Origin of the sequence: Paenibacillus cellulositrophicus (assembly GCF_009363095.1) — a bacterium.
Classification (GTDB): Bacteria; Bacillota; Bacilli; order Paenibacillales; family Paenibacillaceae; genus Paenibacillus_AQ; species Paenibacillus_AQ favisporus.
On the sequence record NZ_CP045295.1, the window covers coordinates 6,411,348 to 6,432,636 of the forward strand.

Consider the following 21,289-nt stretch of genomic DNA (forward strand, 5'->3'; position numbering starts at 1 on the left):
CCTGCGAAAAATGAACAGAAAAAGGACAGCCGGCGGGCTGTCCTTTGCTGTATTTATATACTGGCGGCGGTCATTTCTGGCCCATCAAGCCTTCGTTTCCCGGATCGGTTCAAAAATCGCCACCTGCCGCTTGCCGATCTTGAAATGCTGAAGCCGCTTATAACGGGCGTGCCCCAGCTTTTGGCTTTTGTCCGCGATCATCGCGACGACCGCACCTTCGCTGCTGAGCAGCGGATAGATATGCTCGAATAAAGCGGACACCGGGTCGGCGTCGCCGCTTTCCCAGCTGACGAGATCCCCGTAGGGAAGGTCGGTCAGCACCAGATGAATCGGCTGATCGACGTGATCCAGGTGATGCGGCTCCGTAATGTTGTCCTGAAAAACGACGCTTGCGTCCAAAGTCAGGCCCGAGACTGCAGACTCAAGCCGGGCCAAACTCTCCAGCGCTTCCTTATGCGAAGGTTTGCCGTAGTTTTCGTACAGCTCCCGCAGCTGGAGCTCCCGTTCGCTGAGCCCCTGCTTCGTCAGGAGCGCCAAATTTTTGCCCGCGACGGACAGGGCGTTCGGATCGACATCCGAAGCATACATCCGCCGGACCCTTGATCCGTGAAGAAGACCGGTTATGGTCAGCAGGTAGGCTCCGCCGCTGCAGGGATCGTAAAGGGTATAAGGGCCGGAAATTCCCCGCTCCTCCAGGATGCCGAAGCACCGCTGGACGATTTCGCTTCCGAGCCGCACCGGGAAGGAGGTCACGCCGGGGGCATTATAGAGTACCCTGCCGCTTGCGTAGTCCTCGTAGCTGCCCGGTTTTGTTTCATACAAGTATTCCATATCGTTTACCTTTCAGCCGTTGGTGTGTTTGCGTTTTTTAAGAGATCAGAAAGTATAGTAGTTCTTTCTATAGAACTGGTAACATTGTAGCACGGGAAGGGTCTCCGCCCAAACAGCCACACAAAAGAAGCGCGAAAAAGTCTCACGAAAGCCCCCGAGAGCTTCACGAATCCCTCCCAAATGCCTCATGAATGCCTCACAAATACCTTGCGAAACTCTATGGATAACCTTATCTAGAGTCTCGCGAAGGACTCAAGATCGTCCGGCAAATCGCAAGACTTCCTTTTAAGATAGCTCTCCGCTATTCCGCCACCAGCTCGAGTCCCGGCCATTCTTCCGCCGTCACGGCAAGCAGAACATGATCCTCCCACACGCCGTTGATTTGCAAATACCGCTCCGCAAGGCCTTCCCGGCGGAAGCCTGCTTTTTCAAGCACGCGCAGCGACCGCAGGTTCCGCGGCATGACGCCGGCCTGCACCCGGTGCAGCCCGAGGCTTCGAAACGCATGATCCACGCTCATGCGGACGGCCGCGGTCATATAACCTTTTCCGTTCTGATCCTGGGCCATAAAGTAGCCGATGTTGGCGTTTTGAAATACCCCCCGCGCAAATGCCGTCAAGGCAACCCGACCGATCAGCCGGTCCGATTCCTTTAAAAAGATGCCCAGTACACAAGCCTGATCCAGCTCAGCGCCCGTGATGCCGTTCCACACGTCCTTGACCTGTCCTTCCAGCGTCCAGAACGACTCGGGACGAATCGGTTCGAAGGGCTGAAGAAAGTCGCGGTTATTTCGGCGCAGCGTAAAAAGCGCCTCTGCATCCTCTTCCACCAGTTCTCTTAAATAAATGGCCTCATGCTGATCCAGCAGCATTACAATCCCTCCTTAATATAATATCGGTCGATGGCATTCCAACTATATTTCCGGCCGCTTCATACCGGCAGTCTGGATGCCTGCTTACAGTAATATAAGTCTAATTTCCAGGCCTGTCCATGGAAAATGCTGTCGTATCTTCCCGTTTTCATCCCACTTTATTTTGATATTTTTTATACCATATCTACCAATATTTAGCGATCAAATCGTCCGCATCTTTTTGATAGGATAAGAGTAAGCACTCTATGAAAGAAAATCTATTCTATGAAAAGTGAGGCACCCTCCCTTGATTAAACCGCAAAAGTTAGTAACCTTATTTGCAGCATTCATGCTGGCCGCAAGCACTGGACCGGTATATGCCGCATCCGGCAGCTCGAGTCTGCCTTTTCATGACATTTCGGGGAGCTTCGCCCGGGATGAAATCGTCGACCTCGTTCACGAGGGCGTTGTTGAAGGAACGGGAGGGGGAGCGTTTGAACCGCGCAAAACGGTGACGCGTGCCGAGTTTACCGCCATGGCAGACCGATTGCTTAAATTGAAGGAAGTGGACGGGGACATCCCGGCTTTTAGTGATGTTCCGCGCACATCCTGGTATTACGGCTGGGTGCAGGCCGGACTGAACCTTGGCATCGTTCAGGGGAAAAGCGCCAGCACCTTTGAGCCGAAGGCGAATATTACCCGGGAGGAAGCCGCAGTCCTGATCGTTCGCGCGCTGAAAAAGGAACCGGCTGCGGTCAGTGCTGGGCAGCTGCCGTATCAGGATGCCGCGAGTATTTCCTCATGGGCCCGACCATATGTCAAAGCCGCGGCTTCACTTGGCCTGATGGAAGGAGCGGACGGAAAATTCCGCCCCAAAGCCAACATGACCCGCGAAGAAACCGCGGCCGTGCTTGACCGCGTGCTGCAAATTTCGTCATGGGATCAGGCGATCCATTCCACGCCAGCGTCCTCTCTGCAGGTCGGATGGCAGAACGGATTGACCATCTCCCAGTTTATCGCCAAGGTGAAGGCATCCAACGTCAATACGATCGTACCCCGCTGGTTTTTTCTGGAGGAGGGGAGCGGCTCCTTGTCCAACCACGTGGACGCCAGCCTGCTGAACTGGGCGAAGCAGAATCATAAAAAAGTGTGGGCGCTCCTCGGCAATCATTCGGATCCCGAGCTGACGGACGATATTTTGACCGATCCTGCGAAGAAAAACAGCGTGATCAAACAGCTGACCGCTTATGTCAAATCGTACGGGCTGAACGGCATCAACGTCGATTTTGAAAATGTCAGCCCTCAGGACCGTGAAGCACTGACGGCGTTCGTGACAGAGCTGGACCAAAGCCTGCGTACCGTGGGCGGCGTCGTATCGATCGACGTGTCGCCGGACCTTGGAACCGACTGGACGGAAGCCTTTGATTACAAGGCGCTGGGACAGGCGGCGGATTATATCATTCTGATGGGTTACGATGAGCATTGGGGCGGCGACCCGATCGCCGGGTCCGTATCTTCTTACCCTTGGGTGGAAAGCGCGCTGGACAAGCTTCTTCGCTCCGTGCCATCGTCCAAGACGATCCTGGCCCTGCCATTCTACACCCGGGACTGGACGCTGAAAGAAGGAGGAGCCACTTCGGAAGAATTGAACCTGGCACAGCAGGGCGTCCGTACGCGTTCCGTGGCCTATAACCGCACCTGGGACGACAACCTGGGGCAGTACGTTTTCAAATATCAAAAACAGGGATATACCCATAAAATATGGATTGAGGACAGCAGATCCATCACGAAAAAATATGTTATGGCAGCCGACCGGGGAGTAGCCGGTTACGCTTTCTGGTATATGGGAGCGGAGACGCCTGACGTATGGACGGCGATGTCCAATGCGGAAAGGTATGCTTCCTACTAATCATGACCAGTAAGATAAGTGGAGTCTGATCTTTATAGATCAGGCTCTATTTTTATATTAACGTTCAATAAAATTAGAATTAAATGTTCTATAGTTATTGAATATCTTAAACTGATCGATTAGAATAAAAACATATTAGTCCAGATTTTGGAATCCACCGGTATCGATACCATGGAATTTTGGAAGGAGAATAGGGATGAACTTGCTGGATCTTTCCTTTAAAAGAACGAGCTATGAGGCCAAAGTGCAAACCTCCATCTGGTATGAGTGCGCGCTGGGTGCAGCCGTGCTGACCTACCCGAAGCTTCACGGGTCGCTGGACAAGCCCGGCGAATATTATGCCCAGCTGCGCCAAAGAGCCAGCAGCCGGCTCGAAGCCGAGCTTCAGTTCTGCCAGGAGCATAACACCTGGAAAATGCTGCTCCAGCTGCTTCATTCCTTGAGCTGCGAGACGATTGAAAGCTTTGCAATGGAGACTCATGCTCTAAGCATGGAGGAGTTCCGCTATCTTGTGCTCCCGTACCTGGAGACAGCTTTGGAGCCAGCCCGCAGACGGGCGGCGGAAGGAGACGCTGCTGGTGTGGAAGAGATGATGGATGCCTGCCGAGGACACCGTTTTTTTCCACAATTGATTCATGATGTGATGACGACGGATACCGATACGCTTAGGGACCATCTGATTGCTCTGCTGCAGCTGTGGGACGCGGAGTTTATGGAACGCGAGCGGGAGATAACGGCGGCCGTACTGAAGCGGGATGCGGAGGAGAAGGCGGCCTGGCTTCGGACGCTTTCACCAGAGGAGACTGTCCTGAGGGCAACCGGTGTGGAGTATACCCCCGAGCCGGGGGTTCAGCAGGTGCTGCTCATTCCTCATATCATTTATAGGCCGTTTACGGTCGAGGCTTCGCTGCCGCAAACGAAGGTATTCTATTATCCTGTCAGCGAGACCAGCCTGCCGGGGCTCCGGGATCCTTACGAGCCGCCAGCCAGGCTGGTGCAGATCTACAAGGCGCTGGGAGATGACAAAAGGCTCCGCGCCTTGAAGCTGATCGCCGGGAAGGACCAGACGCTGAAGGAGCTGACCGACGCCTTGGGGCTGGGGAAAACGACGGTGCATCATCATCTGGCCGTTCTGCGCGCAGCCGGGCTCATCCGGGTGAAGGGCGGCAGCTATGCCTGGAATCCGCAGTCACTTCACCATCATGAACGAGAGCTGAACGAATTTTTGACTGGCAGCCATGATTAATAGGCAGAGCCCGGAACAAGCGGAGGGTGATTCCGCACAGCTGAGGCGGTGGCCGCCAAATTTCGCATGGCTGTATGCGGACCAGCTGCTGTCCATGTTCGCCGGCACTTGCGGTACGTTTATCCTCTCCTGGCTGCTGTATGAGGTGACAGGCTCCACAGTGGCGATGGGAGGGCTGTGGCTGATCAGCTTCGCTTCCCAATGGGGCGTTCAGCTGCTTGCCGGTCCCCTGATCGACCGGTGGAAAAGAACGGCGTTCATGAAGCTGTCGGAAGCCGTCCGGGCTGTGGTTTATCTTGCCGCGGGTCTGATGTGGATAGCCGGGGAAAGACAGTCATATATATTGTATACGGCATCTTGGATCAGCTCGTTTGTCATGTACGACCTTGCTTCCGGTGCCCTGCTTCCGAAGCTGGTAAGGCCGGAAGAACTGACCTGCAAAAATGCATGGATGTCGGGAAGCGTGCAGCTGATGCGGACCTTAGCCTTCCCGCTGGCGGGTCTTGGCGTGCAGGTCCTTGAACCGGGAACACTCCTTCTGATCCTGTCTTTGCTGTTCGCCGGCTCTTTCCTGTGTATCTGCTGCATTCGGGAGGGGCCACCTGCCTACGCTGCTTCTCCTGGACAAGGCCGATCAGGCGCGGGAGCGGCTTGGTTCGGTCAGATCCGCGCCGGATGGAGGGTGTTTTCGGGCAACCGCCTGCTGGTGGCGCTCGCTTTGTTCGTCTCTGTTACCAGCTTTGGCGTAGCGGCTACGCAGGCGATGTATATCCCTTACGTCTCGGAGGTGCTTGGCGGCGGCTCGGCCGAATATGGCTGGTTTACGGCCGCATTTCCCTGCGGGTATGTGCTGGGCAGCTGGGCAGCCGGCAGAATAAGGGGAACCTCTCCGATGCTTGGCACCATGCTCACCGCTCTCCTGATCGGCGGGGCGACTTACGTCGGGCTGTCGCTCGTTCGCAGCCTGCCTGCTGCCTTGATGATCGAGCTGGCCGCGGGGATCGCGATGCCGTTCTGGAATGTCTTCAGCAGCAATGTTTTCTACAGACTGGTCCCCGAGCAGGTCCTTGGGCAGGTTTTATCGATGCGGCTGCTGCTCGTCAAATCTGCCGGGCCGCTTGGTATCCTCTACGGTACTTTTTGTACCGCGGCGTACGGAATTCCCGGGCTGTTCCTGACGGTCGGCCTGCTGATTATGGCTGTGACGGGAACCGGTGTGGCCTGGACGATGATTTTCAGACATAATCCGGCGGGTGATTTGAGAAAATATCCATAGGAAAACAACCGTTTTACATACCACATGAAGGAAAAGAGGTTGACTATGGAGAAAGGTACCGATCAAGAGCTGTCTTACGGATCAGACTATCATTATATTCCTGCCACCTCGGCGGCCAGCGGTGAGGGCGTAGAGGTTCGTCCGGACGTTTACAGCTACACGGTGCAAATCGTAAATATTGTACTGGCCGGTAACCCGCAGGCAGGATCGTTCGTATTGATCGATGCAGGTATGCCGGGTTCGGCGGACGACATCATTCGGTCGGTGGAAGAGCGCTTCGGGTCCGGACGCCGTCCGGAAGCGATTATATTGACCCATGCCCATTTTGACCACGTGGGCGCACTGATCGATTTGGTGAAGCACTGGGAAGTCCCGGTATATGCCCATAAGCTGGAGATGCCATACCTGACGGGACAGGAGAGCTATCCGAAGCCCGATCCGACCGTGGAGGGCGGAATGCTCGCGAAGCTGTCCTTTGCGTTTCCGAACGAACCGGTCAACGTGGGACCATGGGTCAAGCCGCTGCCGGATAACGGAAGCGTACCGGGCATGCCGGAATACAGGTGGATTCCTACGCCGGGACATTCGCCCGGGCATGTATCCCTGTTCCGGGAGAGGGACAGGACTTTGATTGCTGGGGATGCCTTTACGACCGTCCGGCAGGATGAGCTCTACAAAGTGCTGACCCAGAAGGTGGAAATTAGCGGACCACCACGGTATTTTACGCCGGATTGGTTTGCGGCCTGGCAGTCGGTCAAACGGCTGGAGGCTCTGCACCCGGATGCAGCCGTCACCGGGCACGGAGAGCCCGTAACCGGCGAGATGCTTGCGGCGGGATTGAAGAGGCTGGCGGAACAATTCGACAGCCTGGCCATTCCGGATCACGGGACCTACGTGAAACGGTACGAACATTAATCGCAGCTTAGAACGATCAGCCGTACAACGGGGGCCATACTCCTGGATTACAGCTTTTTTTATCAAAATACAACGTTTGAAGAAGAAAGGAAGTGAACCGCACTCTTGTCCGTAAAATCGGTGAAATGGTATGCCGTGCTTGTACTGCTGTGCGTACTCCTCGTGTATCTCGTCGACCTGACGACCTTTCGTTACAACGGGAGGACAATATCCGCCGGCAACGGTAATCCCGGACTGCTGTTTTTGTTTCCGGCCTGGACGGCCGCGCTGATGCTGATGATCGCGACCTTTATTATGGCCGTCAAATATTTTGACGATCTCAGCGACCATATCGTAAAGAAGGCTTACCGGTTCTGGTTACCGCTTTTTTCCCTGTTAGCCCTGCTCCTGTCCGTTTATTTCCAATACCGCAAAATCATGCAGTGGATGGATACCTACCGTCAGATGACGGAGAGGCTTGGCTCGCCGCTATTCCTTGGCACTCTAAATCCGTATAATAATTCGCTCTATTACAATGCCCATATTTTGTTATTTTGTGTATCGGCGGCCATGCTATGCGGATGGTGGGTCGTATCCAGGCGTCCGTACTAAACTTTCGGCATGACGGGGCGGAGAAGGCGTGCTACAATAACATGTTGTAACGCACCCTATGTCAGTTGAAAGGAACATCCATGAGAAAAACATCCGCACCCCTACCTACATTCATTCCATTACTGATCGGCATTACGGCGATATCGTTCTCTTCCATCTTCGTAAAATGGTCGTCCGCGCCTGCGTCGGTGCAGGGCATGTACCGTCTGTTGTTCACCGCGATTTTGATGCTTCCCTTCCTGAAGCCCCATTGGAAGGAATTACGGGCGCTTTCCATAAAAAATTGGCTGCTCCTCGGGACGTCCGGCTTTTTCCTCGCGCTTCACTTCCTGCTCTGGATGGGGTCACTCAAGCTGACGAGCGTCTCCAGCTCAACGATTATATTAGCGCTCGAGCCGGTTTTTATCGTCATCGGGGCGTTCTTCTTTTATAAGGAAAAAACGTCGGCTGCCGCCATTTCGGGCATGGTGGTCGCCATTGCCGGAGCCGTTCTGATCGGACTCGGCGATATCGGCGTTTCCCGTGACAATCTGCTTGGCGATCTGCTGTCCGTCCTCGGCACGCTCGCGGTGTCCGTGCACATGCTGATCGGGCAAAAAATGGTCGCCCGCGTGCCTTCCTTTGTATACAGCTTTGTCGTGTTTCTTTCGGCTGCGGTCGTGTTTGCCGTATATAACGCGGCAGCCGGGGTGTCTTTTACGGCATACCCGGGACGGGACTGGGGAATATTCCTGCTGCTGGCCGTCGTGCCGACAGTGTTCGGCCATCTGCTGTTTAACTGGCTGCTGCAGTACGTGCCCGCATCGACGATTTCGATGAGCATCCTGGGAGAACCGGTTGGCGCGAGCCTGCTCGCGTTCCTGATCCTTGGCGAAGCGATCACGCTGTTTCAGCTGGCGGGGGGCCTGCTGGCGATTGCCGGGCTGATCGTATTTCTGAACGCCGGAAAGTTCAAAACCCGGCCGAAAAGCGATATTCCCGTCGAGCCGGTCCATCCGGCCCCATGAATTGACGAACAACGAAGCGGCTCCGACCTATGGTTGGAGCCGCTTTTTTTTGCGATGAAAACACTTTATGCAGAAAAACTAATAGTAATTATTACGATTTACTTGCCAGCTCGGGTGTTTTATGGTTTAATCGTTAAAGCGTAATAATTACGATTAATAGCTCATATACTGTACCGATTTGAATATTTGCCATCATGTTCCCCGAAAAGATCGGACTGAATGGATGATAAGCAAGATTATAAGCAAGTTACAGGAATGGCAGTCGCTTTGAAACTCTATAAGCTGCAGAAAGGGAAAAAATTTTTGTCTGAAATTAATCGTAATATTTACGAATAAATCCGAGAGGGAATGATTCATCCCTTGACGATGAGGAGGGAGAAAACGGGATGAATATCGCAGCAATGAACAACGTTGTATACGGTTATGATGGGGTGCCCGTCATACATAACGTCTCGCTTCGGATTGAATCCGGCGAGTTTATCGCGGTCAGCGGGCCGAATGGTGCAGCCAAGTCGACGCTGCTGAGGCTGCTGCTCGGCTTGGTGAAGCCGTGGAGCGGCGAGGTCAGCTACGCACCGGATTTTAACCGGAAGGCCATCGGGTATTTGCCGCAGCAGGCAGCCTCGTTCAACAGCGGATTTCCGAGCAAGGTGATCGAGCTGGTCCGTTCCGGCTGCTATCCGAAGCTTGGATTGTTCCGCCGCTTCGGCGCCGAGCAGCATGCGCTCGTGGAATGGAGCCTCCGACGGGCGGGAATGTGGGAATACCGCAGCAGAAAAATCGGCGGGTTATCCGGCGGTCAGAAACAGAAGGCATGTATCGCCCGCGTCATGGCCCAGCAGCCCGACCTGGTCGTCCTGGACGAGCCGGTAACTGGCATGGATGCAGGCAGCAGGCTGCAATTTTACCAATGGATGAGGGACTATGTATCCGCGGATGCCAGACGCACCGTGCTCATGGTGACGCATGGACTGGATGAAGCCCGTCCCTATTTAGACCGGGTCATCCGGCTGGAAGGAAAGGAGGAGGACTGCCAATGCTTCACTTCGAATTCATGCAGCGCGCCTTTTGGGCAGGAGGTCTTATTGCATTAATCGCCCCGATCCTCGGCGTGTTTCTCGTCCTGCGGCGGCAGTCGCTTATGGCGGACACCCTGTCGCATGTATCCATGGCGGGCGTGGCGCTTGGGAGCGTCCTGCATATGAGCCCTGTACTGGCGGGATTCCTGTTCGCGGTGATCGGCGGGATTGCGATTGAACAGCTCAGGAGGTCCTACCGCGCTTACAGTGAGGTTCCGGTCGCGATCATTATGACGTCCGGGCTGGCGTTGGCGATGGTGCTGATGAGCATGAAGAGCAACCTGAGCAAAAGCTTCAGCAGCTACCTGTTCGGCTCCATCGTGGCCGTGAATCCGCTGCAGCTGATGATCATCGCCGCGGTGACGGCGGGTGGACTGATCTTCTTCGCCGTCTTTCGGCGCCACCTCTATACGCTGACATTCGATGAGGAGACGGCTGCCGTGGGCGGCGTACAGGTCAAGCTGCTGACGTTCGCATTCGCGGTCATGTCGGGACTGATCGTGGCTGCGGCGATGCCCATCGTCGGCGTCCTGCTGGTTTCGGCACTGATCGTGCTGCCTTCCGCATTTGCGCTGCGCTTTGCCGGCGGCTTTCTGCAGGCGTGCATCCTTGCGGTTTGTGCCGGCCTGACCGGCGTGTTCGGCGGCCTGACGGCTTCCTATTACACGGATACTCCGCCAGGCGGCACGATTGCGCTGACGCTGCTGCTGATCCTACTTGCGGGCATTGCCGTCCAGAAGGTCGGCCAGCGCCGCAGACAGCGCCACTTGGGAGAAGCGGTCAGGGCCGTCCCGTCCGCATCCCGGCAGGTAATGAGCACATCCTATCAAGAAGAGGAGACAAACGTATCATGAATAAAAGAACACCCTTTCTATCTGCACTTATCGTAAGTTCGATGATCCTGGTCCTGGCCGGATGTGGATCGCCAGCGAAGAATGATAGCGCGGAGCCGGCTGCGGCGACCGTGGCCGGCAAGGACAAACTTAAAATCGAAACGAGCTTCTACCCGATGTATGAATTTACCCGCCAGGTTGCCGGCGATTTGGCGGACGTGCATCTGCTCGTTCCTGCAGGTACCGAGCCCCACGACTGGGAACCGACGCCGAAGGATATGGCCGCGATCGAGCAGGCGGACATGCTGGTCTATAACGGAGCCGGCTTGGAAAGCTGGGTGGATCAGGTGCTTTCCGGCTCGGACAGCAAGGGGATGACAGCGGTAGAAGCGAGCAAGGGCTTGGAGCTGATCCCGGGAACGGAAGAAGAAGACCACGATCATGACCATGACGCTGCAGATGGAGACGCGCATGCGACTGAAGCGGAAACTGGGCACGAAGAGGAACCTGCCCATGAGCATGAACACGAGCACGATCACGGCGCTTTCGATCCCCATGTTTGGCTGTCGCCGAAACTTGCCATCGGAGAAGTCCGCACAATCGAAGCGGCGCTGTCCGCAAAGGCGCCGGAGCACAAGGCACAGTTTGAAAAAAATGCCGCTGCCTACATAGCCAAGCTGCAGCAGCTGGACGAGCAGTACACGAAAGAGCTGTCGGGCACGAAGCGCAAAGATTTTATTACGCAGCATGCAGCTTTTGGATACCTGGCCCACACTTATGGACTGACGCAGGTACCGATTGCCGGTCTTTCTCCCGAACAGGAACCGTCGGCGCAGGCGATGGCGGAGGTCGTGAAGTTCGCCAAGGCTCATCAGGTGAAGACGATTTTCTTCGAGACGCTGGTATCCTCCAGTGTAGCGGATACGATCGCCAAAGAGGTCGGGGCGAAGTCGGCCGTGCTGAACCCGATCGAGGGGCTAACCGCCGAAGATGAGGCCAACAATCTCGACTATCTCAAAATTATGCAGGCCAATTTAACGGCGCTGGTCAAGGCGCTGAATGAATAATTCCACCTCAGGAGGATTTGCCCAAATGAACCAACCATCCGTCATTCCAGTCACCGTTTTGAGCGGTTATCTTGGATCAGGCAAAACGACGGTTTTAAACCATGTGCTGAACAACCGCGAAGGCGTCAAGGTTGCCGTCATCGTGAACGATATGAGCGAGATTAACGTGGACGCGCGTCTCGTCCAATCGGAGACTTCCTTGTCCCGCACGGATGAGAAGCTGGTCGAAATGTCCAACGGCTGCATCTGCTGCACGCTGCGGGACGACCTGCTGCAGGAAGTCCGCAAGCTGGCGGAGGAGCGGAGGTTTGACTACATTCTGATCGAATCGACAGGGATTTCCGAGCCGATCCCCGTCGCGCAAACTTTTAATTACCAGGACGAAGCTACCGGGATCGATCTGACGAAGTACGCACGGCTGGATTGCATGGTCACCGTGGTGGACGCGTACCGATTCTGGCTTGACTTTGCCTCCGGGGAAACGCTGCTGGACCGGAAGCAAGGCTCCGGGGAGGAGGATGACCGCGATGTGGCCGATCTGCTTATCGATCAGATCGAAACCTGTGACGTGCTGCTCCTCAACAAATGCGACCTGGTGGAAGAAGAGGCGTTAAACCAGCTGGAGGGATTGATCCGGAAGCTGCAGCCCTCAGCCAAAATCATCCGGACCGTGAACGGGGAGGTCGCACCGGGTGAAATCATGAACACGGGCTTGTTCGATTTTGATGCGGCGAGCCAGTCTTCCGGCTGGATTCAGGAGCTGCAGCGCGAACATCATACGCCCGAAACGGAGGAATACGGCATCGGCTCCTTCGTGTACCGCCGGCGGGTCCCGGTTCATCCGGAGCGGCTTGCCGCGCTGCTGTCGGACTGGCCGGAGGAGATCGTCCGCGCCAAGGGATTGGTCTGGCTTGCTGTCCGCGGCGACATGGCGGCGAGCATCAGCCAGGCCGGGCCGTCGATCCAATTCGGCCCGGCAGGCTATTGGGTCGCTTCGCTTCCGGAGGCGGAGCAGCGCGAATGGCTGGCACAGGAGCCGGATCTCCCGCGTAGATGGGACGAAACCTGGGGTGACCGGATGAACGAGATTGTGCTGATCGGGATCGGTATGGACCGGGAAGGCATTACCCGCCGCCTCGATGAGTGCCTGCTGACCGGCGGTGAGATGGAAATGAACTGGGCGGAGTTTCGCAATCCGCTGCCTTGGATCGAAATCCAGTAACATACGTTCCGTAGAGAGCTTGGCCGTCCGAAAAAGGGTTCATTCGGGCGGTTTTTTTTCGTAAATCGCCAAGTTACGCCTTCCGAGGCTCTATGGAGCATCCCATGCCCGTCCCGCGTTTGAATTTGCCGGATTGCGTGTAAAGGATAAGGGACTTCACCCCGCCGCCCATGCGTGAAAACGCAGGTTCGGGAGACACTACGGTCAAATCCAAGGAGGGACGATGCTGGCATGAAAGCTGTAACCTATCAGGGCAAAAAGAAGGTGGAAGTGAAGGAGGTCGGCGACGCGAAACTTGTCAAGCGGGATGACATTCTCGTCCGGGTGACGAGCACCGCGATCTGCGGTTCGGATCTTCACATTTACCACGGGCTGATTCCGGGGATGTACGACGATTATGTCATCGGTCATGAGCCGATGGGGATCGTCGAAGAGACTTGACCGGACGTTACCCGCGTCAAAAAAGGCGACAGGGTTATCATTCCGTTCAATGTTGCGTGCGGAGAGTGCTTTTTCTGCCAAAACCAGATGGAAAGCCAGTGCGACAACGCCAATGACGCCAAGGATACGGGCGGTTATTTCGGCTACTCGGAGACGTACGGCGGTTACATGGGCGGGCAGGCGGAGCTGCTCCGGGTCCCCTTCGGCAATTTTGTACCGTTCAAGGTACCTGATGATGCGGAGGTGGAGGACGAGAAAATCCTGTTCCTCTCCGATATTCTTCCTACCGCCTATTGGGGCGTGGACAATGCCGGCGTGAAGCCCGGCGATACGGTCATTATTCTCGGCTGCGGCCCGGTCGGTCTGCTGGCGCAAAAATTCGCCTGGCAAAAAGGGGCCAAGCGCGTCATCGCGGTCGACCATGTGGATTATCGGCTGGAGCATGCCAAAAGAACAAACAACGTGGAGACGTACAACTTCGAGAAGACTCATGACATCGACCAAACGCTGCTTGAGGCGACAAAGGGCGGAGCGGACGTTGTCATTGACTGCGTGGGGCTGGATGCCAAACGGACGGCGATGGAGAAGGTGGAAACGGCCCTGATGCTGCAGGGAGGATCGCTTGGTGCCTTTAATACAGCCGCCAATGTCGTCCGCAAGTTCGGAACGATTCAGGTGATCGGGGTGTACGGCCTGAAATACAACATGTTTCCATTCGGTCATCTGTTCGAGCGCAACGTGCAGGTGAAAATGGGACAGGCTCCCGTCATTCATTACATGCCTGAGCTGTTCCGGCAGATCCAAACCGGGAAAATCGACCCGACCGACATCATTACGCATCGGCTGCATATTAGCGATGCGCCGCGGGCTTACGAAATTTTCGATAACAAGGATGAGAGCTGCATCAAGGTCGTGCTGAAGCCCTAGGAAGATATCAAGCGGGTTCAGAAGCACATGCCGCGATATAAGCAATCCACTGAATCACAAATCCAAAAAGGAGCGGTGTGCAGGAATGATCCTGCCGCCCTCCTTTTTTTCGTATACCTGTACAGCACCTGACGCAGCATGGAGAGCCACCTCTTGCTTTCAAGTTTTTTTGCCGACGTTATAAATTCTTTAGAATTGCCTCCTATACTTCTTGGCAGGAGGAGATCATATGAACGAAATGAACGAGACTAACGTACTGGAAGTATTGAACGTATCGAAAAAAGCGGGGGCGCGTACCTTGGTGGACCACGTGTCCTTTTCCATACAGGCGGGCGATGTATGCGGTTTTGTCGGTCCGAACGGAGCCGGGAAAACGACGCTGATCCGGATGATGACAGGACTGATCAAGCCGGGGGGCGGGAGCATTCGTATTGACGGAACCGATGTGGGGCGCGAGCGGGTCAAGGCGCTGTCACGGGTCGGGGCGATTGTGGAATCGCCGATCTTTTTTCCTTATATGTCCGGCAGGGACAACCTGCTGAACCTGGCAAGGCTGCATCCGAATGTGCCGGGGACAGAGCGGAAAGCGCGTGTGGAGGAGGCTCTGTCGATTGTTGGACTGAGCGAACGGGGCTCGGACAAAGTAAAAACCTACTCGCTCGGCATGAAGCAGCGGCTCGGCATCGCCCAGGCTTTGCTTGGGGATCCGCGGCTGATCATTCTGGATGAACCGGCGAACGGCCTTGACCCGATGGGCATCCGCGAGCTGCGCCAGCTGATCCAGCGGCTGAACCAGGAGCGCGGGATTACGTTTCTGGTTTCGAGCCACCTGCTGGACGAGCTGCAGCGGATTTGCAGCCGCTTCGTCATCATCAAGGAAGGTAAGCTGGTCTGGGAGGGCACAAGCCGCGAGTGGCAGGAGGCAGCCGGGACGAAGGGGATCGAAGAGCACTTTGTGGAGATGATGACCTCATGAACAAATCCTTATTTCTAAGCGAGTGGGAACGGATGTGGAGGCGGAAAATCACCTGGCTGTTCCTGATCGCCATGCCTGCCGTCGTCGCGGCTACCGCCAAATATTATGCCGGCCACAATCGGGGAATTTCACCCGCGAGTGCGGAGTATACCTGGGCCGGGAATTTTCCGGTGATGGCCTTGATCGAGCAGCTGATCGTTGTGTTCAATGTAATGTCTCTGATCCTGCTCACGCTTTCCGTCACGGAGGAATACCGCAGCGGGCAGATCCGGATGGTCATGCTCCGTTCGTTCACGGCAGGGCAGCTGCTGCGCGCCAAATGGCTGGCCCATATGGCGGTGATGGCGCTGTATTTTACCGTATACCTGCTGTTGTCGGTGGCAGCCGGCCTGCTGTTCTTCGAGCCTCATGAACACATTCAGCTGTTTTACCATGACCATACCGTTCCCTTAAAAGGAATGATCGGCTACACCTTGTTGTATTATGGACTTGCGTTTCTGAGCGTGCTGGCGATCGGGAGCGTCTTCATGGCGGCGGCCGTCATTTCGCGAACAACGACGGGCGCCGTCGGTTTGGGGCTCGGATTTCTGCTGTGCTCACTCGGATTTCCGCTGATTTATGAGCTGGCCAACCGGGTTGGCGGCCTGGGTCTGCCGGGGATGCTCAAGTATTTGTCGTTGACCGAAATCCAGTACAGCGGAATCGCGGTTATGCTGGGTCAGGCGCAGGCGGTGAGTTCGGAAGCCGCAGCCCTGACCGCGCTGCTTGTGGGCTTAGGATATGCCGCGGTTTTCGGCGTGGGATCGCTGCTTGTATTTTCAAAATCGGACCGGTGGATGTAAGGGGGATAAATGATGCTTGCTATGATGTTAAGCGACTGGGAACGGATGTGGAAAAGGAAAAAGACGCTCGTCAGTCTGCTGATCTTTGTTTTCATCGTGGGATTTGACTGCTTGTTTTTGAGCATGCAGAAGTTGGGGGCGTTCGATAACGTATCGACCGTTCCGCTTGTGTCGGAAAATTTCGCTTTGTTTTTGTTGAAAGAGGTGTCGTTCTTCCTCGTACTCATTATCGGACCAATGCTGATTATTGACAGCATGAACGGGGAGTACACATCAGGACAGCTGCGGATGGTGCTGATTCGCCCGGTATCCTTCGCCAAGCTGTTCCTGGCTAAATGGATGAACCTGGCGGGAATGCTGCTGCTGTTCACGGCTGTAACGTTTGCCGTCGGCGAAGCCTTCGGCTATGCTTTTCTGCCCGGCGCGGATACCGTGGTGTTTTTGAATCCGGAACAGCAATACGGCCCGACTGGGGCGTTCTTCTACTGCTTGAAGTCTTACGGCCTTTTTTATCTGATCCTGCTGGCGCAGCTGAGTCTGACCAGCCTGATCTGCACGCTGCTGCCGGGCGTTGTGCTCAGTTATTTGGGGTGGATTGCGGTCGCAGCCGGGTCTTTGTATGTCTCTGACTCACTCGGGTTTCTTCTGATGGGAATGAGTACGATCTTTAAATTGACAACGGGATTATATCATCATCCTTTTTATTTGCCGCTTCTGGTGTGTCTTGGATTCGGTTTTGCCGTTACAATGGGATTATGGCAGCGGAGAGGCTGGACCAAATAGAGAGAGAAGAAAGAGGTACATGGAATGAGCGACAAAATACTGATCGTGGATGACGAAGCCGAAATTGCCGCCCTGCTGGAGCAGGCGCTGACGATGGAGGGTTACGAAGTGACTACCGCCGCAGACGGGCGTGAAGCGCTGGAACGGATCCACGACCGGCCGGATCTGATTATTCTGGACGTCATGATGCCGCACGTCAACGGCTTTGAGCTGTGCCAAATGATCCGTGAGGAAGTAGGCTGCCCGATATTGTTCGTAAGCGCGAGGCAGGCCGAAGCAGACCGGATCCAGGGGCTGTCCATCGGCGGCGATGACTATATTACGAAGCCGTTCAGCATCCGGGAGCTAAAGGCCCGCGTCGCGGCCCATCTCCGGGGGAGCCGGCGGGCTGCCGGCCAGCAGGCACAGCGGTCCACCTTGCGGTACGGGCTGCTGCACATCGATCTGAAGGGGCGGAGCGTCGCCTACAAGCAGACCGAGATTCCGCTGACTGCGAAGGAATTCGACATTATCGAGCTGCTTGCGCTGCACCCCGGCCAGGTTTTTTCCAAGGAGCAGATCTATGACAAAGTGTGGGGGCTTGAGGCGATGGGCGATGCCAGCACGGTAACGGAGCATGTGAAGAAAATCCGGGCGAAGCTGACCGGTACAGATCCGGATACCCCATACATCACGACAGTTTGGGGGGTCGGCTATAAATGGGAAAAATCGGCTTTATAGAGCGGCTTTCCATTAAAAAGCAGCTGATCTCTACGTTCATCCTGATCATGCTGCTCAGTCTGGTGCTGACGGCGGTAACCTATATTGTTGGCTTCTGGTGGCTCACGAGCAGCAGCTGGTTCAATCCGGCCAATCACTACGAACAGAAGATTCCGGCGATTGCCGCATACTCTCGCAGCTTGGGAGAAGCGGTGCTGGATCCGGCCAGCCGGCCGAAACTGGAGGAGAAGATTCCCGGAGAAGGGATCAAGTATCAAGTGATGGACGCCCGGGGCAAGTCGTTATACGGAACGCTGACCGGACCGGTTTTTAAGCAAAAAGGGGATTTGGTCCGACGCTTAAATACCTCTTTTTCGCGGCAGCCCAGCATCGGGTTCGGCGGCGTCATTACGAAGATCGTCCCGGTGACGTCTTCCTCAGGAGAACTGCGCGGGGCCATCGCGCTGGAGTACAAGCTTGAGGTGACTTCCAACGGTGGCCCAGGGTCAGCGGATATTCTCAAGTTCGCCATGAATATTTGTTTTCTTGCGGCGCCTTTTATTTACATTGCGCTCTTTACTTATATATTTGCAGCCCGGTTTGGAAGGCGGATCAGCCGTCCCGTTCACGAACTTATCGATGCATCCGAGCGGATCCGCAGGCAGGATCTTGATTTTACGATCACTTACAAGGCGGCCAATGAGCTGGGGCTGCTCACCGATTCTTTTGAAAAGATGCGGGCTGCTCTAAAAGACTCCCTGCTCCGGGAATGGAAGCTCGAGCAGGAGCGCCGGGATATGATGGACGCCATCGCCCACGACCTCCGGACACCGATGACGATTATTCAGGGCAACGTAGAAATGCTGACGGATACCGCGGGAGTGATTCCGCGTGACAAGCTGGAAGAACGACTGCGCGTGGTGGAGGGCAACATTCAACGGGTCAACCGGCTGATTCAGGATATTCAGGTGGCTTCCGAGAAGGACATGGAGTATTTTCCGCTGTATGTGAAGGAAACGGATGTCGCGGAGTTTGCAGGCGCCAAAGAACGGGAGATCCGCTATCTGTGTGCGGGCAAGCAGATCCGGCTGGAATATACGGTGACCGATGAGCGGCCGGAGCCGTATCCCGTCTATATGGACGTTCAGCGCGTCGGGCAGGTTCTGGATAACGTCATCACGAACAGCCTCCGGTATGTTCCGGAGAAGGGGAGCCTCAGCGTATCCCTCACCATTCGCGAGAAGGACATCCGGTACGAAATCTGTGATACGGGGCCCGGATTCAACGAAGCGGACATTCCGAATCTGTTCCGAAAATTTTACAAAGGCGACAAGGGACAAACCGGGCTTGGCCTGTATACAGCCCGCGTCATTTGCGATAAGCATGGGGGAGGCATTCAGGCTTCCAACCGGCCGGAGGGCGGGGCCTGCATTACGTTTACGGTTCGGACGGACATGCATAACCGTGAATCGGGGCAATGAACGGAAAGCGTCTATAAGGCACCGGCAAAGACAGGATGCGTTCATCCTGTCTTTTGTTTTGTCGGCGGCGGGTCTCACAACGAAACGGTTGAATGAGATCCCCTAACCGATGTTTATGCGAAAGGATGCTTCCCCTTTTTTCGTCTTAACAGGCTTGAAGTGATGGCGAGCATCCAACGCGTGTTTTTTTGGGATTTGACGGACTTATAACGATCGGCCGATTCCGTAGATTCTGATACGCCGGCATGTTTGCGGTGATGCTCAGCTTGGCGGTATTCCATCAACTTTTCTTGTACATAATGATGTTCCAGCATGTGTTCTCCTCCTCGAATAAATGTTCCGGTATTGGATGAATCTGTCTTTTCTCTGTCTAATGCCATTATGATCTATTCAAAAGGGGATAAAAAGTGTATACTTGCGCAAAAGGATTTCCTCTTTTATTTGGGACGTCAAGCAAGGAGGGCTGAGTATGCTGTTGGATGAAAGGTATTTGCTGCTGCATGAGCGCTTTGGCGGCGGCACGGAGCTGGGGATACCTATCGAAGTGACGCTGGATGAGCTGGCCGATGCGCTGTATTGCACCAGCCGTAACGCCAAGCTGATTTTAAGAAAACTTGAAAGCGAGCATTTGATCGAGTGGCTGCCCGGGCTGGGCCGGGGGAACCGGTCGAGGATCGTGTTCAAAGCCGACAAGGAAGCCTATTTGATCGAATATTCCCAGCATCTCGTGGAGAACGGCGATTACAAACGCGCCTTCGACCTGATCGGGGGATTTGGAAACGGAACGTACGCCAAGCCGAAATTTCTCGAATGGCTGGATAACCACTTCGGCTACAAAAAAGGGGAAGAAGGCGGCCCTGATGACACGCTGATCTTTCCCGTGCTGAAATCTCCGCATACGCTGGATCCCGCCGATTTGCTGTACGCGTTCGATTCGCATTTGATCCGGCAAATTTTTGACCGGCTGCTGAGGTTTGATGAACAAACCGGCACGATTGCGCCAATGATCGCTCATACCTGGTCATCGAACGACAGCGCCACGGAATGGACGTTTTATTTGCGCAAGGGGGTTCGCTTCCATAACGGACAGGAGCTGACCTCACGCGATGTGCAGTTCACGCTCGAACGCCTTAAGGACGGGACGGCCAACGGATGGCTGATGCGAGGCGTGGACCGTGTTGAGACGATCGGAACCCGGGTTCTGCGGGTCAAGCTGAACCGGCCTAACCGGATGTTTGACCGGTTCATGTGCTCGGCGGCGGCTTCGATTTTGCCCTTCGGCTTTGCAGGCATGGAAGAGGACAGCTATTGGAGCCATCCGCTCGGAACGGGACCGTTCCGTCTGGTCACCTGGACCAGCGGCCGGATCGGGATGGCGGCGTTTGACGCCTATTTTCAGGGGAGGCCGTATCTGGACGGCGTCGACATCGTGATCATGCCGGAAGACTGCAGCACGGAAGTGGACGGAATCGCCAAGGTTCACCACAGCCTGGATACGATGCGTATGGACCGGAGTACGCCGGAGGATACCTGGCAGGAGATCGAGAAACTGTGCCAGGGCTGTACGCTGCTTACCTGGAACGTGTCACGTGAAGGTGTGCAGCAGTCGGAGGCGTTCCGGCGGGCCGTGCGGATGATCCTGCATCCCGGTGATATGGTGGCGGAGCTGGGCGGCGAACGGGCGCTGCCGGCTTTTGGGTTCCGCCCAGACGCGAGCCGTTCCCACGCGGTGGAACCGACGCGTCCCGATCGCGTCCGGAGGGCGCTGGAAGAATCGGGTTATAACGGAGAGGTCCTCCGCTTTGCATGCCACCAAAAATATGGGGAAGACGGCATGTGGGTCGTAAACCGGCTGGCTGCCTGGGGAATCCAAATCGAGACCGTGGATTATGACCAGTGGCCGGAATCGGATTTCGTCATCTCCGGCCTGGTATTTCCCGAAGACGAGGTATGCGAAATTGAAGCTTATGAACACCGGGATTGCGTTATGCAGGCTTATTTTGACCATGAACGGAAGGAATGGATTACCGGCCGGATCGATGCAGCCGTGGCGGCCGAATCCACGGACCAGCGGCGGATGTTCCTGAAGGAGATCGAGGAACATCTCCGCGATGAGGCGACGGTCATTTTTCTGCACCACCGGAGGCTGAGCACCTTTTTACATCCCTCGGTACGCGGTGTCAGCCTGAATCCCCTCGGGTGGATCGACTTTAAGGACGTATGGCTGGAACAGGCATGACGAAAGACTGCAAAAGCGAAGCTCGTGCTCAAGTATGAAACATTTGTGAGGCGTAGGACATCATCTGTTGCTTAA

19 protein-coding genes and 1 pseudogene are annotated in these 21,289 nt (G+C 55.4%); 17 read left to right on the top strand and 3 right to left on the bottom strand.

The genetic code is table 11. The features are described 5' to 3' along the window. Window positions 1-84: 84 nt before the first annotated feature. Both GCU45_RS29275 and GCU45_RS29280 read right to left on the bottom strand, forming a co-directional pair. On the bottom strand, window positions 85-831 hold the full coding sequence (locus GCU45_RS29275) for a hypothetical protein (RefSeq protein WP_152402498.1): 747 nt from the start codon (window positions 829-831) through the stop codon (window positions 85-87). A gap of 301 nt (window positions 832-1,132) precedes the next feature. Beyond that, window positions 1,133-1,702 (bottom strand): GNAT family N-acetyltransferase, encoded by a 570-nt coding sequence (locus tag GCU45_RS29280; protein ID WP_152402500.1) that lies wholly within the window; start codon window positions 1,700-1,702, stop codon window positions 1,133-1,135. Window positions 1,703-1,988: 286 nt separating this feature from the next. Here GCU45_RS29280 and GCU45_RS29285 point away from each other — a divergent pair, with 286 nt between their 5' ends. The 16 genes and pseudogenes from GCU45_RS29285 (at window position 1,989) to GCU45_RS29360 (ending at window position 18,975) form a co-directional block, all read left to right on the top strand. Beyond that, window positions 1,989-3,590 (top strand): S-layer homology domain-containing protein, encoded by a 1,602-nt coding sequence (locus GCU45_RS29285; protein WP_244364325.1) that lies wholly within the window; start codon window positions 1,989-1,991, stop codon window positions 3,588-3,590. Window positions 3,591-3,786: 196 nt separating this feature from the next. Continuing rightward, a complete protein-coding gene (locus GCU45_RS29290) occupies window positions 3,787-4,836 on the top strand; it encodes an ArsR/SmtB family transcription factor (protein ID WP_152402502.1) in 1,050 nt (349 codons plus the stop codon). After that, window positions 4,829-6,112 carry an MFS transporter gene (locus tag GCU45_RS29295; RefSeq protein ID WP_152402503.1) on the top strand — a complete coding sequence of 428 codons (1,284 nt, stop codon included), beginning with the start codon at window positions 4,829-4,831 and terminating at the stop codon, window positions 6,110-6,112. Before GCU45_RS29290 ends, GCU45_RS29295 begins: the two co-directional genes overlap by 8 nt. 45 nt (window positions 6,113-6,157) lie before the next feature. Further along, a complete protein-coding gene (locus GCU45_RS29300; protein WP_244364327.1) occupies window positions 6,158-7,027 on the top strand; it encodes an MBL fold metallo-hydrolase in 870 nt (289 codons plus the stop codon). Between the two features lie 105 nt (window positions 7,028-7,132). Continuing rightward, window positions 7,133-7,618 (top strand): hypothetical protein, encoded by a 486-nt coding sequence (locus tag GCU45_RS29305; RefSeq protein ID WP_152402507.1) that lies wholly within the window; start codon window positions 7,133-7,135, stop codon window positions 7,616-7,618. Between the two features lie 80 nt (window positions 7,619-7,698). Continuing rightward, on the top strand, window positions 7,699-8,625 hold the full coding sequence (locus GCU45_RS29310) for a DMT family transporter (protein ID WP_152402509.1): 927 nt from the start codon (window positions 7,699-7,701) through the stop codon (window positions 8,623-8,625). Between the two features lie 386 nt (window positions 8,626-9,011). Next, on the top strand, window positions 9,012-9,719 hold the full coding sequence (locus GCU45_RS29315) for a metal ABC transporter ATP-binding protein (protein ID WP_152402511.1): 708 nt from the start codon (window positions 9,012-9,014) through the stop codon (window positions 9,717-9,719). Beyond that, complete coding sequence (locus GCU45_RS29320; protein ID WP_152402513.1) at window positions 9,656-10,558, top strand: metal ABC transporter permease; 903 nt, start codon at window positions 9,656-9,658, stop codon at window positions 10,556-10,558. Before GCU45_RS29315 ends, GCU45_RS29320 begins: the two co-directional genes overlap by 64 nt. Continuing rightward, entirely contained in the window at window positions 10,555-11,604 is a 1,050-nt protein-coding gene (locus GCU45_RS29325; RefSeq protein WP_152402516.1) for a metal ABC transporter substrate-binding protein, read from the top strand. Before GCU45_RS29320 ends, GCU45_RS29325 begins: the two co-directional genes overlap by 4 nt. A gap of 25 nt (window positions 11,605-11,629) precedes the next feature. Continuing rightward, a complete protein-coding gene (locus GCU45_RS29330) occupies window positions 11,630-12,826 on the top strand; it encodes a GTP-binding protein (protein WP_152402518.1) in 1,197 nt (398 codons plus the stop codon). Window positions 12,827-13,057: 231 nt separating this feature from the next. Further along, window positions 13,058-14,194: pseudogene (locus GCU45_RS29335) on the top strand (zinc-dependent alcohol dehydrogenase). A 238-nt stretch (window positions 14,195-14,432) separates the two neighbouring features. After that, window positions 14,433-15,170 (top strand): ABC transporter ATP-binding protein, encoded by a 738-nt coding sequence (locus GCU45_RS29340; protein WP_152403424.1) that lies wholly within the window; start codon window positions 14,433-14,435, stop codon window positions 15,168-15,170. Next, window positions 15,167-16,012, top strand: a complete 846-nt coding sequence (locus tag GCU45_RS29345) for an ABC transporter permease (protein ID WP_152402520.1) — start codon at window positions 15,167-15,169, stop codon at window positions 16,010-16,012. Before GCU45_RS29340 ends, GCU45_RS29345 begins: the two co-directional genes overlap by 4 nt. A gap of 9 nt (window positions 16,013-16,021) precedes the next feature. Further along, on the top strand, window positions 16,022-16,795 hold the full coding sequence (locus tag GCU45_RS29350; RefSeq protein WP_152402522.1) for a DUF2705 family protein: 774 nt from the start codon (window positions 16,022-16,024) through the stop codon (window positions 16,793-16,795). 24 nt (window positions 16,796-16,819) lie between these two features. After that, window positions 16,820-17,515 carry a response regulator transcription factor gene (locus tag GCU45_RS29355; protein ID WP_152402524.1) on the top strand — a complete coding sequence of 232 codons (696 nt, stop codon included), beginning with the start codon at window positions 16,820-16,822 and terminating at the stop codon, window positions 17,513-17,515. Further along, on the top strand, window positions 17,494-18,975 hold the full coding sequence (locus GCU45_RS29360) for a sensor histidine kinase (protein ID WP_152402525.1): 1,482 nt from the start codon (window positions 17,494-17,496) through the stop codon (window positions 18,973-18,975). Before GCU45_RS29355 ends, GCU45_RS29360 begins: the two co-directional genes overlap by 22 nt. Before the next feature lie 113 nt (window positions 18,976-19,088). Here the strand turns inward: GCU45_RS29360 and GCU45_RS29365 are convergent, their stop codons facing one another. Then, a complete protein-coding gene (locus GCU45_RS29365; protein ID WP_152402527.1) occupies window positions 19,089-19,289 on the bottom strand; it encodes a hypothetical protein in 201 nt (66 codons plus the stop codon). 155 nt (window positions 19,290-19,444) lie between these two features. Between GCU45_RS29365 and GCU45_RS29370 the strand changes: the two genes are divergently transcribed. Next, the gene (locus tag GCU45_RS29370) at window positions 19,445-21,214 is read left to right on the top strand and encodes an SgrR family transcriptional regulator (RefSeq protein WP_152402529.1); all 1,770 of its coding nucleotides are present in this window, start codon (window positions 19,445-19,447) and stop codon (window positions 21,212-21,214) included. Window positions 21,215-21,289 lie beyond the last annotated feature (75 nt).